The following is a 16,063-nucleotide window of genomic DNA, read 5'->3' on the forward strand; positions in this document are numbered from 1 at the left end:
GCTCCTAGCCCCACGTCCCGATCATCCCCGTTCCCCGAGTCACTCGACCCGCTCGCGAGCCGCGGCGACGAGAAGCGGCAGGATCACGGTCGCGTCCCCGTAGACGGAGGCGTTGCGCGCGTCCGTCTCCAACTTCCCCCACGAGCGAGCCTCGTCCAACGTCGCCCCCGAGAGCCCGCCGGTCGACGGCGGGTCCATCGTGACCTGGACCGCGTAGTCGTACGCTCGGGGGGTGACGAGCATCGTCTGGAGCGTGAAGTTCTTCGGGACCCCGCCGCCGACGAGTAGACAGCCCGCGTCGTCGGCGTCGAACGCGAGGTCGGTCAGTTCGGTCATGTCGGCCAGCGCGTCGAGCGTGAAGTCGGCCGTCTGGGCGTACATCCACGCCTGGAGGCCCAACACGGAGTCCTGAACGGCCGGACAGTAGACGGGGACGTCCGACTCGTAGGCGGCGGCGGCGACGCCGGCGTCCTCGGCGACGGCCTCGCGTTCGTTCACCTCGGCGTTCGCCCGACCCAACTCCGCACACAGCTCCGCTATCGGGATCGATCCCTCACCGTCGAGCGCCGGGAACACCTCCTCGCGGAGGTGCCCCTCGAACTCGGCGAAGTGCTCCTGGGGGAGATACACGTTGTAGATGCGGTCGACGCCCTCCTCGCGAAGGGTCTCGTCGTGTTCACGGGGCGTCTTTTCGGGGTCGTGGACGCGACCGTGGTGGTGTTTTCCCCCGATCGCCTCGATCGTGTCGTGGGTGAGGTTCGCGCCCGTCGTCACCAGCGCGTCGACGTAGCCGTCGCGGATCAGCTCCGAGACGATCCGGCGCATCCCCGCGGGAACCATCGCGCCCGCGAGCGAGCAGAAGACGGTACAGTCGTCGTTCCCGAACATCTCCGCGAGCACGTCGCCCGCCTCGTGGACGTCGGCCGCGCCGATCCCCGCCTCGCCGTACGTCTCGAGGAGTTCGCCGACGGTCATCCCCGCGCCGACGCGCGCGTGTCCGACGGGATCCTCGCCGAACTCCTTGCGGTGGAGGTGACCGTCGGAGTCCGCCGGGTCACCCTCCTCGCGGTCCGCTGTGCCCCCGGCTTGGTCCGCCGTGTCACCCTCCTCGTGGTCGTCGCTCATGTCCGCCACTCCGGCGTGCGACCGTTTGAAACGACCGATCGCTCCGCCAACAGCACGGGCGGACAAACTGCCGACGGACGGCCGTCGGCGGACAGCCGTCGGGAGTCCGCCTATCCGCCGCTCACCGGCGGGAACAGCGCGAGCTCGTCGCCAGCGTCGAGTCCCGTCTCCATCCCGTCCTCGTGATGGACGTTGCTACCGTTGCGGAGCACATTGATGTGGTCCGCCACGTCGCCGTCGTCGAGGACGCGCTCGCGAAGCTCCGGGCGTGCCTCGAGTAAGGCACCGAGCGCGTCCCCGACCGTGTCACCCGGTTCGACGTCGACCGCGACGACGCGGTCGCCGGCGATCTCCGCGAGATCCGCGAACAACTTCCACTCCATACCCGATCCCCGCGGGGCTGTGTCATTAGCGTTGTGTCACGTCCCCGTCCGTCGAGCCGTCCGCGTCCCCGTCCGTCGAGCCGTCCGCGTCGCCCGCCACGTCTCCCCCGTTCACCGCACCTCCGGCGTCCACCGCGTCACCGGTGTCGACTCCCTCCCCGGCGTCGGCCGAACCCCCGACGCCGGTCGACGCTCCCGGATCGACGGCGGGGCCGGAATCACCGTCGTTCCCGCCACCCTCGACGCGTTTCGCGGCCGACTCGAACCGGCGGATCGCGTCGGGGCGTCCCACCAGAAACGCCGTGTCGCCGCCCGCGAACGCGTACGCTCGCCGGGGGATCGGCTGGATAGCGCCGTCGGCGGGGCGGACCGCGGCGACGACCGCGCTCACCTCGCCGACGGTCGTGCCGACGAGGTCGCTCCCGTCCTCGACGGTCACCGTCGCCATCGTCTCGTCCGCGTTCCGAAGCAGGGAGGCGAACTCGCGGTCGGCCTGCGGCTCCGCGGGCAGCGTCACCAGCCGGTAGCCGCCCTCGACCGGGAGCGCCTCCGCGTCCGACTCGTCGAGCGCGACCGTGACGACGTCGCCGGCGACGCCCCGAAGCTCGCCGGTCGCGATCCGTTGTGGGTCGGGTGTCGTCCGCCAGATCTGGACCATGTCCCCGGCCGTCGCGTTGTTCGGCGGATCGGCGGAGAGTGCGACCGCGGCGCGACCGGGCGCGAGCGTCGGGCCGATCCCGGTCGCTCGCGAGCCGACCGCGAAGTACTCGAGCGTTCCGTCCTTGCCGACGTCGACGTCGACGTAGCCGACGCCGTAGTCCGTCTTCACGCGTTCGACGAGGCGTTCGCGGAGTTGCTCGACGGTGAGGTCGCGAGCGAATATCAGCGTCCGACCGGCCATCTCTGTCTTCTTCTCCGAGGAGACCGGTTCGTAGGTGTCCATGTCCTCGATAGCGTCGGCGGCCGGCAGGGTCACCGGAGTCATCCGGCCCACGCTCCTGACGAACCGGCTCATCTCGCCCTCGATGCCTTTCACCCCCGACAGCGCGAAGACGTCGACGGCGAGCCGGTCGCCCCCGTACCTGCCCACCGGCGAGACGACGGCCGAGAGCGCGAGCGCGGCCACGTTGAACACGACGGCCTCGACGGTGAGCAGCTCGGCCGTCTCCGTACTGACGAGCGCCCCGAGCGACGTCGTGTTGAGGTACAACGCGACGATCGAGACGCCGAGCAGGACCGCGACGCCCTCCGGTATCTCCGACCGGAAGTACCACCGGTAGACGAGCGCGCCCGACGCCGAGACGACCACGGCGAGGACGGCGAACGTGACGAGGGTGACCGCCGCCGCGCGCGGGTCGCCGAACCCCGCACCGCTCGCGGTCGCCACCGGCCGTGGGACACCGGCGACGGTCGCCGTCACGACGCCACCTCCCCGAAGCGGTCGAGCGCGTCACGCGTGCCGACGACGAACAGTTCGTCGCCCGACGACAGCGACTGGGTCCCGCCCGGGGCGACGGTCCACTTCGCGTCGTGACGCGCCGCCAGCACCGCGACGTCGTACGCCTCCCGGACGCCGACCTCGCCGATGGTGTGACCGTCGAGCGCGCCGCCGGCGACGACCGTCACCTTCCGGAACCGCTTGCCCGCCCGGCGCAACAACGTCGTCAGTTCGAACTCCCGGCGCGTCCCGCGCGAGCACACGAGTATCCGCCCGCGTCCGGCGCGCAACAACGGAGCCGCCTCGGACCGGTCGACGGCGACGGTCACGCGACCCTCGCCGCCGGTCGTGGTCCCCGTCTTCGGGGGCGACTCGAGGGGTGACGCCGGCTCGCCGCCGTCGGTCCGGGGATCGTCCGGCCGGCCGCCCTCGGCGCGTGGCTCCGCCTCCGAGGGATCGCCCCCCGCCGCTGTATCCGTTGTACCGGCATCGCCTCCCCCGACGGGCTTCCCGCCGGATCTGGCCGCCAGGAGCGTCCCCTCGACCGTGAGGTCGGCCGTGACGACCCTGACCACGTCCCCGCGTGCGAGTCCGGTCGGGACGAGCGCCGGGACCGAGACGGCCCGTTTGCCCTTCGGAACGCGCTTCGAGAGGCCGCCGGTCGGCGGGGCGGCCGTCACCGTCGCGCGTGCCTCCTCGTCGATCCGGACGCTGACGTCGACGAGTTCGAGCTCCGTCTTCAGCCGTTCGGCGAACCGCGTCTCCAGCTCGGCGAGCGGCACGTCCGCGGGGAACGTCCACTCGCCGTCGGCGATCGCCCGACGCGTCTCGGTCGGCAACGGCGGATACCCCTCCATGTCGCCCACCTCACCGGCGACGGTGACGCGCACCTGGCCGCGTCCGCCGACGAGCTCGACGACGTCCGTCGAGAGCGTGCGTTCACGGAGCTTCCGGAAGGAGACGCGCTTGGGGACGTTCGCACCGAGTTTGTCCCCTTGCGCGTGAGCGTACAGCGAGAGCATCAGGACGACGAGGATCGCCGTGAGGATCGCCGGCGCACGCTCGGAGCTACGGATCGTCTGGTCGTTCAACGCGAGCAGTCCGCCGTTCACGCCCGCGATCGCCAGCGCGAGTGCCACGACACCGAGACCGGGGATCGTCACCCCGGTGAAGTACTTGAAAATGAACCCCAATACTCCCGCGACCAACGCGGGGATTATCCCCGTGAGGACGCCGAGGTAGATGCCGAACAGGATCTCGACCGGGAGCGCCATATCCGGATCATATCCGGCGAGGTTAAACCAGTACCGCCATCACCCCCCGTCCGCGAAACGGTCCCGAGCTGGGTGTCGTCCACGGGGGGTTTAAGTCCGGTGTCGGCTACCGGGTGTCTATGGGGTGGAACCGTGAGTGGGTCTCGGTTCGGGCCTCGGTGTTCCTGACGTTCGCGGTGGCGTTGCTCTCCATCGTCGTCGGCCTGTTACACATCAGCGGCTTCAGCGTTCAGGGACCGCTCTCTCCGTACATTCCGGACCTCGTTCGGCGTATCGTCGGGTTCACCGGGACGATCACCGGCTTCGCGATGCTCGGGAGCGGGTTCGCGCTCAGGCGCGGGTACCGCATCGGCTGGCACTCCACCGCGATCCTGCTCCCGCTGACCGCGATCCAGGGGTTGTTACAGGTGTCGGTGTTCTCGCTGCCGCTCGTCGGGCTTTCCGTCGTCTCCGTCCCGGCGCTCGTGATCAACCGGGGACGGTTCGACCGGGAGTTCACCCCCTCGCCGACACAGCTCGCGGCCGGGGCGGCGCTCGCGGCCGCCATCTCGTACGGGACCGTCGGTTCCTACGCGCTCCGCGACGAGTTCGGCGGCGTCGATACGATCGTCGACGCGTTCTACTTCACCGTCGTCACCGCCTCGACTGTCGGCTACGGCGACGTGACCCCCGACACGGGGATCGCCAAGCTGTTCGTGCTCTCCGCGCTCGTGATGAACGTCGCCGCGTTCGCGGTCGCCCTCGGCGTCCTCCTCACGCCCGCGATCGAGGCACAGCTCTCCAAAGCACTCGGAAAGATGACAGAGAAACAGTTCGACCTCCTCGACGGCCACGTCCTCGTGTTGGGATACGGGGACCTGACGGAACCGGTACTCGAAGAACTCGCGGAGCGGGACGGCATCGAATACGCCGTGGTGACGACCGACGAGGCCGCCGCGCGGCGGCTCGACGAGCGGTCGATACCGGTGCTCACCGCGGACCCGAGCGACGTGGAGCCGCTTCACCGTGCCCGCATCGAGGACACCCGTGCCGTCGTTGTCGCGACCGAGGACGACGCTCGCGACGCGCTCGCGATCCTCACCGCCCGCCAGCTCAACCCGGACGTCCGGATCGTCGCGGCCGCGACCCAGCGGGAGAACATCGACAAGCTCCGACGTGCCGGCGCGGACCAGGTGATCTCCCCGACGACGCTCGGCGGGCACATCCTCATCGACTGCGCGTTCGGGACCGGCGACGAGGGGATCGAGGGCGCCCTCGACGACGCGTTCGACTCCGGAGCGGAGTAGCGGTCGGGTCCGGTTCGGGTCGGGGCGATTCGGTTCCGTAGGCTCCTGGCAACACCACGAACGCACTCCGGTCGTTCCAACGACTTCACGGGTCGTTCCAACGACTTCACGTGTCGGTCGCGGGGATCCCCGGGATACAAGCGGGTCGCCAGCGACGCTGGAACATGGACGGAGAGGACGTCTCGGAGATGGAGCCGCTGACCGCGGAGGCGGTGTCGCTCATCGAACGCCGGATCGAGGAGGAGCACGGGTATCTCTCGTGGCTGAACACGTCGGTCGACGTCGTCGAGCGCGGGCGAATGGTGCTGTCGATCCCGTTCGATCCGAAACTGACGAACGCCGACGGGCGGACGATCCACGGCGGCGTCGCGGCGACGCTGATCGACACGGCGGGCGGGCTCGCCCAGCGGACCGCGTTCGAGGAGCCGCTCTCGGGCGACGTGGCGACGGTGAACCTCAACACGAACTACCTCCGGCCCGCGAACGGCGACCTCGAGGCGGAGGCGACGGTCGTCCGGTCGGGCGGCTCCATCGGCGTCAGCGAGATGTCGGTGACGAGCACGACCGAGAACGGTTCCTCGGAGGTCGTCGTCGGTCAGGGGTCGTTCCGGCTCTTCCGGTGAACGGCCCGGCGGGATCGCCCCACACCGACACCCCTTAGTCGGGGGACCACGACACGTGAACTCGAGGTGGGATGGCAGAGTGGCCCATTGCGCCGGTCTTGAAAACCGGTAGCCCCGCTTCGCGGAATTTCCCCCCGAAATCACCTGATTCCAGCCTTCTACTCCAAGTATTCATTATTGGATAATATAAAGATACGGGATCGATGGGCCGGGCTAAACACTTCCTTTCTTAAAAACAGATGCCGGATGAAAAAGAATAACTCAAATAGTAGTACCTTTAGACAGACTCCGTAATCGACGGCCAGTCTCTGTACAAAAATCGCACCATGAGCGCTTAGGCGAATGGCTCAGTACGTATCAAAAACAGCCAAATTGTGGCAATCACCGGGTACATTGATATGATAACCGTCTGAACCCTCAATCATCTATGAATGAGGACGCTGTGAAAGACTACGTCGATCACGCGCAAGCGACTATTGAGGCGGCCCCACAAATGGATGAGGCCAACACGAAAGCCGCCGTTCTACGTGACTTTCTCGACCTTCTCGACTGGACGATCCCCGATAACACCCAACTGGAATACTCTGTAGAAGCCTTCGGGAAGACCTACAAGGTTGATTACGCTCTCATTCTGGACGGTACTCCCGTTGCCTTTCTTGAAGCTAAAGGCGTAGACACGACGCTTACGGACAAGCATAGAAAACAGTTAGAAGCCTATCTCAAGAACGAAGACGTGAACTTGGGTATCCTCACGAACGGAGAGAAATACGAGTTCTATCGTCGGGAAGTGATTGACACTAAAGTCAACGTGAATACACTCGGAAGAACGGGCCTCCAGAGTCTTCCTGAGAGAGTTACGACACTAAGGGCCTTCACCAAAGACGCGATCCAGAACAACGAGTGGGAGAAGATTCTCAACCGAATCAAGGAACTCCGAGAAGCACGCACGACACTTGAGAGAGAGAAAGAGGATTTAGCGACGGAAGTTGCGGAACTGTTCTCTGAACGGGTTTCGGGGAAGATCACTCCTCTGGCGGAGTCCCAAGCAAAGGAGATGATTGACCGTCTGATCGGTGATATTGAGAACGAAATCAATAGTGACGGGGACTCACCCGACCGAGACGGTTTAGAAGAATCATCTCAAGCTGTAGTTAAGAAAGATCAGACGGATTCCAGCGGGGCTTATCAGATCACGTTCTTTGATGGGGAGAACGAGCTTGCCGAGTTCAGCGCGTCGCAACAGGCCGACGTGTTCATTGAGGCTGTGGATTATCTCGTTAGAAATCATAACCTCATCTCGGAACTTGAGCCACTTCCGTACATTCCGGGGCGGACCCGCCCCATCATCCACGATGAGATTAGTTTTGAAGGGAAGGAGATGAAGCAACCACGGGAACTTGCTGGAGGATATTATCTTGAAGTCAATCTTAGCTCTGGACAAAAACAGAGAGAACTAAACCGGTTGGTTGAGAGGTGTAAGATTAGTATAGTATTCAACTGTAAATGGTAGATCTCTATAGATTACCGGGATCTCATCAAATAGGGTGGGTTCTGAACAGATTGTTCCAGCAGTGGCTTTATTGTCTCTTCCACCTCATGTTTTTCTATAATATCGATCTGATTTCGTAATTCAGAATGATTCTTGAGTTCTGAGAGTCGATCTTCACCAACACCTCTAACTACTGTAATCGTTTGAACAATATCCAATAAGCTTGCTCTTCGTAGTGGATTTTGAATCGCCTCTTTTTCACCGGGTTCATCGTTCGTTCCAGAATAATCTTTGATTTCTATCTGTACAAATTGATGAGGATTAATGGGATATATAACATCGAATTCCGGGTTTGGAGAATAATCGATGAAATCAACCACTAAGTTTCCAACAAAAGATTCTGATAATGGCTTCAATTCAGCCAGTATTTGTTCTTCGAATTCTCCTGCTTCTTTACGTTCTAATGAAAGATCCGCATTTTCATGCTCAATATTTTGTAGAGTGAAGCCCTCTCCGGTATATATATCCACTTCTTCAACACCAATACCGTGATATTGTTCTGCCTTCTTTTCTAATTCAGTTACTAACTTTCCACGCAGATCTCTGGCCGCATTTTTGTTATTTGAAACCAGATGAACAACACCATTAAAATGATGAGAGGGAACAATCACTGTTTCTCCTCTGTTATAATAGACACGGCTCCGTCGATTCGAGGACACATTTCCTATTCTAATATTACCCTCCGGAACAGGGAGAACCTCCTTGATTGGTTCAATCTCTGTCTCCACGATCTCCGCATATTTTTCTTTCAAAGTGTGGGGACTGATTTCCTCGCAAAGTTCTATAGCTGATTTATGAAAAAGAACGTCAGCAGTGTCCTCCCAAGTACGTTCGGGGAGCCGTCGTCGGTAGTTATCATCTGTTTTAATTCCATCTCCTTCCCATGTCAATTGTAAGTGTTCTATAGTGTTCACGTTACTCATTAAGAGATGTAGAACTTAAATCATATTTAAGATAACTTATGATTTGTTTGTATATTAGCATAATTGTATCTCAGTAATCAATATATCATATTACACACTATTTTAAAACCCAACAACACCACAGGAGATATGACCCCCTGAATATACTACTCCTCTATGTCGCTGTCACTCCCCGACCTCGATTCTCACCTCTTCAAATGTGCCGATATAATCCGCGACGCCGTCGATCCGACTGACTACAAAGAGTTCATTCTCCCGCTCGTCTACTACAAGGCGATTTCCGACGAGTACGAGAAGCAATACAAGAAGAACGTTGAGAAGTACGGTGACGAAGACCTCGCCCGACGCCCGAAGCTCTACGACGTTCCCGTTGTTCCCGAAGGCTACCTGTGGAACGACCTCCGAAGCGTCAGCGACAACGTTGACCAAGCTCTGAACGAGGCCTTCGACGCCGTCACCGACGCGAACCCCGAGCTACAAGGCGTCTTTCGAGCCAACTACATAGACGCCGACGCCCTTGACGACGATCGCCTTGGGAAACTGGTTGAACACCTCTCGACACACGACCTCGACAGGGACAGTATCCCGCCGGATATGCTCGGCGAGGCGTACATGGACCTCGTCCGTCAGTTCGCTGAAGAAGAAGGGAAATCAGGCGGTCAGTTCTTCACGCCCCCACATATCGTCAACCTCTGTGTGCGGCTCGTAGACGACTTTGAGGACGGTCAAACGTTCCACGACCCAACGGTCGGATCCGGGGGAATGCTCATTGAGGCGGCCCGCTACTACCGTGAGGAGCAAGGTGGCGACCCTGAGAAGCTTCGGTTCACCGGGCAAGAGATCAACCCGGACATTGCCGCGATCGCGAAGATGAACCTCTCCATTCACGGGCTGAATGGGACCATCGAACGGGAGGACTCTCTCTCGAAACCAGCGTTCACCAACGAGGATGAAAACGAGCTAACGCGGTTCGATCGGGTTCTCGCCAACTTCCCCTTCTCGGCGGATTGGGCGAAAGATGAGCTACAGGACGACCCCTACAATCGATTCGACTGGCACGAGAAGCTCCCCCGAGCGGACCGTGGCGACTACGCATTCATTCAGCACATCGCGAAGCAACTGAAGCTCCCCGACAAGGATGGACATGGGGGGAAGGCGGCGATCGTTATTCCTCATGGTGTTCTGTTCCGGAAACACGAGTCACGGTATCGAAAGGCAATGTTGGAGAACGACATGGTGGAGACGATTGTCGGTCTCCCCCAAAACCTGTTCCAGAACAACTCGATCCCATCGGCTGTTCTTGTGTTGAATACGGACAAAACAGAGGAACGGGAGAACGAGATCCAGTTCATCCACGCCGCTGATGAGGACTTCTACAAGGAACTCTCTAACCAGAACGAACTGACCGAGGAGGGGCTGGACCACATCGTTGAGAATTTCCGTGGGTGGACATCCGAAGAACGAGTGAGTCGAACTGTCCCGTTGGATGAGATTCGGGAGAACGACTACAATCTCAATATCGCTCTGTACGTCGATACGACCGAGCCAGAGGGAGACATTAACGTAGAAGAGGAATTGGCGAAGTTGCGCGATTTACAGGCCGAACGCGGCGAGATAGAGGCGACGATGAATGAACATATGGAGGCGCTAAACTATGAGTGAGGAGGCGACGTTGGACGAATTTACCGACGTGGATAGTGAAGAGAATGACGGGAAACATCAGATCACAGGATTTGGAACGTTCCCATCTGAGTGGGATAAAAAAGCCATTACAACATGTGCTAAAATACGCGATAGCGAACGTATTCCACTCAATTCGCAAGAGAGGGAAGAAAAAAAGCCGGGTAATATACCTTATTATGGAGCAAATGGTGTTCTGGACTATATTGACGAATATATTTTTGACTCAGAACTCATACTTCTCGCAGAAGACGGGGGGCATTTTGAGGAGTATCAAGAGCGCCCTATTGCCTACCGTATTTCTGGCAAGTCTTGGGTGAACAATCACGCCCATATCTTGGAGGCAAGAGATGGTGTTGTAACAGATTATCTTTTTTATTCTCTTGAACACCGCAATTTAGTCCCCTATGTATCGGGTAGTACACGTTCTAAGTTAACTCAGAGTATGCTGAGGAAGGTCAAGATACCTTCTCCATCACTCCCTGAACAGCGCAAGATCGCTACCGTACTCTACACGGTTGACCGGGCGATTGAGAAGACCGTAGAAATGCGGGAACAGGTGGAGCGGGTAAGGGCCGGAATAGCGCAAGACTTGTTCCGTAACGGAATCTCCCAAGGGAACACAAAGGATACGTGGCTCGGTGAAATTCCCGAAGATTGGGACGTAGTACCGTTTTCAGAAATCGTTAATTCTAATCGCAACGGTCTTTACAAATCGAAGGACGCATACGGCGAAGGATACCCGATTGCCAAGATGGGTAACGCTCTTGAGAAGCGTACTCTTGATATGTCCTCTGCGGACAGGCTGGAATTGACTAACGAAGAAAATGAAAAGTACGGGCTAAAAAAAGGCGACCTGATATTTGCCCGGCGCGCTCAAGAAGTGTCTGCGGCTGGTGATTGTTGCTATGTTCCCGAACTTGACGAATTAACTGTTTTTGAGTCTTCACTGATTCGCGTTCGGTTGTCAGAAAGAGCAAATCCTCGATTCTATACACAGTATTTCGATAGTCCCGTAGGTTCCCGTTCAATCGACCGTATTGTAACAGAAACCAGCATTTCGGGAGTAGCAACCAGCGATCTCCTTGATCTGAAAGTCGCTGTACCAAGTCCTACTGAACAAGATGAAATAGCCTCGATTATGTGGCAATTTGATGAGCAAGAGAAGGCACTAAAGAAGGAGATACAGCAGTACAAACGTCTCAAACGAGGCATCCAACAGGATCTTCTCTCTGGGAATATCAGAATGACCGACACTAACATAGAGGTGCCCGACAAAATCACCCAACATGGTTAGCGTCCCCAACGAAGGCGGCGTCGAACGGTCCCTCCTCTCGTGGCTTGACGCCGTCGGTTGGGAAGTACACGGACAAGACGGAAGCCGAGGCGCGAATGTTCTTGATGGAAAGTACGATCGCCGGAGTAACGAGGTCATTTACTGGAACCTACTGAAAGAGCAAATAATCGACCTCAACGACGAAATCACGGAGGACAACGCCGATCGATTCCTCAATTCACTCCGTCGCGAGCTTGACTACGAGAACCTACTGGAAGGCAATCAGAACTTCCATGAACTGCTTACTAAAGGCAAGACATTTGGAATCGAGAACGCCCGCGGCGGCAACGACACGATCTACGTTGACCTGATCGATTTCGACCCGGACGACTTCTTAGAATCAAACCGATTCCACGCTGTCAATCAGTTCTCTGTCTCCCGAGGAGCAACCATTCGCCCGGACGTGACTCTCTTCGCCAACGGGATCCCGCTTGTCACGATGGAACTCAAGTCGGTCGCTCAAGACAACGACTACTACGACGCTATCAGCGACCTTCACCAGTACGAGGAGGACGTTCCCCGGATGTTCATACCCGGACTGTTCAACGTCGCCGCCGACACCATGGAGTTCCGGTACGGCTCTGTAGGTGCCCCTGACGAGTTCTACGAGCTGTGGAACGAGGCTCCCGAACAGTACGCCGACGAGGACAACCAGATGAAACAGGCCGTCCAAGCCCTGTGTAATCCGGCGACCCTCGTGGACGTTCTCAAGAACTTCGTCTTCTTCGAGAAGCGGCCCGGCGGGGACGCCAAGATCATCCCGAGATACACCCAATACTACGCCGTCAACAGGATCCTCGACAGGGTCCGTGACGGGGTCCACGACCGGGGACTCATCTGGCACACTCAAGGCTCGGGGAAGTCGTTCACGATGCTCTATGCGGCCGAGAATCTTCTCTCTCGAAGTGAGGTCGCCCGCAACCCACAAGTCTTCATCATCGTCGATACGGACAAGCTCAACAGCCAAATGCGGGACCAGCTTTCGAACCTCTCGCTGGCCCAATGGACAGAGGCCAAATCCATCGATCACCTCCAAGAACTGATCGAGGAGGGGAGTAGCCAACTCGTTCTCACGACTATTCAGAAATTCCAAGACGTCGAGCCGGACACCCAAGGCAACGACGAGGTGATCGTCATGTCCGACGAGGCCCATCGGTTCATGGAGGCCGATCTCGGAAGCCGTCTTGATGCCGCACTCCCCAACAGTTCGCACTTCGGTTTCACCGGAACTCCCGTGCGGGAAGGGGAACGAGAGAAGGACCGGAACACGTTCACCGAGTTCAGTCCCGAAGGCGAAGACTATCTCCATCGGTATTCGGTCAAACAAGGGATCGAAGACGGCCTCATTCTCCCGGTCTACTTCACCCTCCGGCACGAAATGGAGTGGAAGGTATCCGAGGACGCCCTTGACGAGAAGTTCGAACACGAGTTCCGTGGGATGACGACCGAGGAGAAGCGAGAGTTCATCAGTAAAAACGTCACCAGCCGGACTATGGCCGAACTCGAACCTCGGGTTGATCGGGCCGTCGAAGAGATAGACGACCATTATCAGGAGAAGGTCGCTCCCAACGGCTGGAAGGGAATGGTCGTTACCCCGAGTCGGCGGTCAGCCGCCATGTACGGAGAACGCTTGAGAGAGCGTCGGGGAGAGGACGCCGTCGAAGTCCTCTATACATCCACCAATGACGATCCCGACCTCATTCGGAAGTTCCACACGGACCCCGAGGAGCGCGACAGTATCGTTGAAAGCTTCAAGGAACCCGACGAGGATCCGAGCCTTCTCGTCGTTCACAATATGCTTCTAACGGGCTTTGACGCACCGATCCTGAAGACAATGTACTTAGACCGGAACCTGAAAGACCACAATCTCCTCCAAGCGATCGCCCGAACAAATCGGCCGGCAGATGGGAAACAGAACGGGGAGATTGTCGATTTCCAAGGTGTGTTCGAGAACATTGACGACGCCCTCGACTACGACGCCGAGACGAAGGCATACGCGGCCCGTGACGAGGAAGAGCTATTCGACGATCTCGTTGACCAGTTGGAGACGGTTATGGACATTTTCGACGGGATCCCGAAAGACGACTCCCAAGAAGCTACCAACGCCGCCGTCTCCCGGATCAGCAAGCACCCGGAACGTCGCGAATTCAAACAGGGTTTCCGCCGGCTCCAGAACCTCTACGAATCCGTCGCCCCCGACGGTCGGCTGATCGAGGAAGGGATTCAGGATCAGTACAAGTGGTTAAGCCGTATTCAGGTGGCCTTTGAACGGACGACCTCGGGGAAGGAAGCCCCCGAAGACGATATGCGGGAGAAGACACGCCAGATAATCAACGAAAACGTAGATGTGGGTGAGATCCGCGACGACTTTCCCACCTATAAGCTCGGAGAGGAGTTCCTCGAAGACGTAGAAGAGCTGGACAATCCGGGGGTCAAGGCCTCCCAAATCGCCCATGCTACTCAAGATCACCTCCATCCGAGAACGGGTCAGAATCCACGCTACCAGCGTTTGAGTGAGCGCGTAACTGAGATAGTCGAACGCTGGCAGGGGGGTGACGTGGCTGATCCGGAAGCGGTTGAGGCACTCAAATCAGTTGAGGAGGAAGTCCTTGAAGTTGAGAAAGAAGCTGGTGATGACGCCGACGAACGTGCCAAATACGCTATTGAGACTCATCTACGCGAAGAATTGGACGAGAAATTTGAACGAGGGAAGGCCGCCGACATAGCAAACTCCATTGTCGATCTGTTTGAGGACCGGGTTGACCGTGCGTATCCGGGATGGGAAACGAACAATGCGACCGAACAAGATGTGGAGAAACTGATCCTTGACGTAGTCGCGCTTGAGTACAACCGGCCCGACCTGATCGATGACCCACTCGTAGACGCGATCCGGAATTACCTCGTGAACAATTATCATGCCTGAAACGGCACCTCGGAAGGTCACACTTCAACGGGAGAACGTCGCCTACGAAGTCCGCCATAGCGACGAGGCAACGCAACCACGAATAGATGTAGATATACACGGGGTTCGGGTCGTTCTTCCAGAGGACTCCACCACGGACCCCGAGGAGCTTCTCATGGAGGAGGCCGTGTGGGTTCTGGAAAAGAAGCGGAAATACGACGCCTACCGTGAGCAAATCCCCGATCGGGAATTCGAACCGGGAGAACGATTTCCGCATTTCGGAGAACAGCACGAGATCGTCGTGGAGCAACGACCGTCTTCACAGATAGTCGAGGACGAATTTCGGCTGGCAAAGCACCACGTCGAACAGACTTCTATCAAGCGGGCTTTGGAGACACTTTATCGGCGGAAAGCTCGGGAACTCTTTGAGAAGCGGGCCAATCACTTCGCCGAGGAGATGCGAGTCGAGTACGACAAGATCGAGGTCAGAAATCAACGGACGAAATGGGGATCCTGTTCCACTACCGGGACTCTCGGTTTGAATTGGAGGTTGATGATGGCACCTTCAGATATTGTCGATTACGTCGTTGTTCACGAGCTGGCCCATCTCCGTGAACAGAATCATACTGACGAGTTTTGGTCCCTGGTCGCAGAACACGATCCTGAGTACACGGAACATGCTAAGTGGTTAGAGGAGAACAGTACGTCTCTCATCTTTTCAACAGATGACTTGTAGATAGTAGCGTAGTCTGAGGACAATCACTTTGGCTTGACAATCTCGATTGGGAGTGGCTCCATCTTCGACCGATCCTTCTCTGGATCTTCTGGAAGCGTGGTTTGTTCTTTGTCAAGTAGTTGAGCAGTGTAAGCTAAGACCAGTGAATCAAGCACGTCATCTTTTCCATTCTTGCTAACGCGTCGTGCCCAAGATGGTGGTTCAACAAACGTCTCAATCACATCTTCATAGAGCGATTCAAGCGATTCGTCTTTCGCAAAGAGAACTTCCTTGCGCTCGCGAAGTCCTTCCTCAGTACTCTTTTTATGTTCCATCGGAGATCCATGGAGCGCCGCAAAACAGACTTCAGGGTGAGATTCTCGTACTCTTCCGGTGGCTTCGCTAAATTCATCGAACAGCTCATCTACTTCACGAATACGAAGGCAGATCGACCAAGCTTGATTAGAGATACTGAATCCGAACTCCTCGTTGATCTCTTTCGCCTCCGTGAGCGTCTTAGCGTAGACCGCCCCACGAACAGGAGTTGAAAAAACGCTATTGTTCCGGATCGGTTTGAGGAACTCTGCCGCACGTTCATCACAGGCTCGCTTCCCGTTTTCACTCAGCCCAATTGGAATATCGATGAGAATTCGCTCTGCGTTCTTGTGATTGTTCCAGACACTGAGAATTGACGGGAACAGGTCGAAGTCATGACTGCCATCGTCTCGTAGAATAATTCCAAGCCATCCGTTACCAGCCCAATCAAGTCCAATATCAGTACATCACAAAGCCGGTTAGTTGAGGCGTCTGCTTGCTGAAGGTGTGTCTA

At 58.1% G+C, this 16,063-nt stretch carries 13 protein-coding genes; 7 read left to right on the forward strand and 6 right to left on the reverse strand.

Going from position 1 to position 16,063, the window contains the following annotated elements; genetic code table 11:
• Positions 1 to 39: 39 nt before the first annotated feature.
• From DQW50_RS08635 to DQW50_RS08650, 4 genes are all read right to left on the reverse strand, one after another.
• Positions 40 to 1,125 carry a deoxyhypusine synthase gene (locus tag DQW50_RS08635; RefSeq protein WP_112078882.1) on the reverse strand — a complete coding sequence of 362 codons (1,086 nt, stop codon included), beginning with the start codon at positions 1,123 to 1,125 and terminating at the stop codon, positions 40 to 42.
• A 110-nt stretch (positions 1,126 to 1,235) separates the two neighbouring features.
• Positions 1,236 to 1,508, reverse strand: a complete 273-nt coding sequence (locus DQW50_RS08640; protein WP_112078883.1) for a ubiquitin-like small modifier protein 1 — start codon at positions 1,506 to 1,508, stop codon at positions 1,236 to 1,238.
• Positions 1,509 to 1,533: 25 nt separating this feature from the next.
• Positions 1,534 to 2,928 carry a cation:proton antiporter regulatory subunit gene (locus tag DQW50_RS08645; protein WP_241964379.1) on the reverse strand — a complete coding sequence of 465 codons (1,395 nt, stop codon included), beginning with the start codon at positions 2,926 to 2,928 and terminating at the stop codon, positions 1,534 to 1,536.
• Entirely contained in the window at positions 2,925 to 4,220 is a 1,296-nt protein-coding gene (locus tag DQW50_RS08650) for a potassium channel family protein (RefSeq protein ID WP_112078884.1), read from the reverse strand. The genes DQW50_RS08645 and DQW50_RS08650 overlap by 4 nt, the downstream gene beginning before the upstream one ends.
• 119 nt (positions 4,221 to 4,339) lie before the next feature.
• Here DQW50_RS08650 and DQW50_RS08655 point away from each other — a divergent pair, with 119 nt between their 5' ends.
• The 3 genes from DQW50_RS08655 (at position 4,340) to DQW50_RS08665 (ending at position 7,639) form a co-directional block, all read left to right on the forward strand.
• A complete protein-coding gene (locus DQW50_RS08655) occupies positions 4,340 to 5,506 on the forward strand; it encodes an NAD-binding protein (protein ID WP_112078885.1) in 1,167 nt (388 codons plus the stop codon).
• A gap of 164 nt (positions 5,507 to 5,670) precedes the next feature.
• Positions 5,671 to 6,129 carry a PaaI family thioesterase gene (locus tag DQW50_RS08660; protein ID WP_112078886.1) on the forward strand — a complete coding sequence of 153 codons (459 nt, stop codon included), beginning with the start codon at positions 5,671 to 5,673 and terminating at the stop codon, positions 6,127 to 6,129.
• Positions 6,130 to 6,556: 427 nt separating this feature from the next.
• Entirely contained in the window at positions 6,557 to 7,639 is a 1,083-nt protein-coding gene (locus DQW50_RS08665) for a type I restriction endonuclease (RefSeq protein WP_112078887.1), read from the forward strand.
• Positions 7,640 to 7,650: 11 nt separating this feature from the next.
• Here the strand turns inward: DQW50_RS08665 and DQW50_RS17595 are convergent, their stop codons facing one another.
• Complete coding sequence (locus DQW50_RS17595) at positions 7,651 to 8,592, reverse strand: hypothetical protein (protein WP_127341322.1); 942 nt, start codon at positions 8,590 to 8,592, stop codon at positions 7,651 to 7,653.
• Positions 8,593 to 8,757: 165 nt separating this feature from the next.
• Between DQW50_RS17595 and DQW50_RS08670 the strand changes: the two genes are divergently transcribed.
• From DQW50_RS08670 to DQW50_RS08685, 4 genes are read left to right on the forward strand one after another with little or no spacing between them, the layout of a single operon-like run.
• Entirely contained in the window at positions 8,758 to 10,263 is a 1,506-nt protein-coding gene (locus DQW50_RS08670) for a class I SAM-dependent DNA methyltransferase (protein ID WP_112078888.1), read from the forward strand.
• Positions 10,256 to 11,578, forward strand: a complete 1,323-nt coding sequence (locus DQW50_RS08675) for a restriction endonuclease subunit S (protein ID WP_112078889.1) — start codon at positions 10,256 to 10,258, stop codon at positions 11,576 to 11,578. Before DQW50_RS08670 ends, DQW50_RS08675 begins: the two co-directional genes overlap by 8 nt.
• Complete coding sequence (locus tag DQW50_RS08680) at positions 11,571 to 14,540, forward strand: type I restriction endonuclease subunit R (protein WP_112078890.1); 2,970 nt, start codon at positions 11,571 to 11,573, stop codon at positions 14,538 to 14,540. Before DQW50_RS08675 ends, DQW50_RS08680 begins: the two co-directional genes overlap by 8 nt.
• Positions 14,533 to 15,255 (forward strand): M48 family metallopeptidase, encoded by a 723-nt coding sequence (locus DQW50_RS08685; protein ID WP_112078891.1) that lies wholly within the window; start codon positions 14,533 to 14,535, stop codon positions 15,253 to 15,255. The genes DQW50_RS08680 and DQW50_RS08685 overlap by 8 nt, the downstream gene beginning before the upstream one ends.
• Positions 15,256 to 15,278: 23 nt before the next feature.
• On the opposite strand, the gene DQW50_RS08690 is transcribed toward DQW50_RS08685, so the two are convergent.
• Entirely contained in the window at positions 15,279 to 16,007 is a 729-nt protein-coding gene (locus DQW50_RS08690; RefSeq protein WP_112078892.1) for a DUF429 domain-containing protein, read from the reverse strand.
• Positions 16,008 to 16,063: the final 56 nt, after the last annotated feature.

Origin of the sequence: Halorubrum sp. 48-1-W (assembly GCF_003287355.1) — an archaeon.
GTDB lineage: Archaea > Halobacteriota > Halobacteria > Halobacteriales > Haloferacaceae > Halorubrum.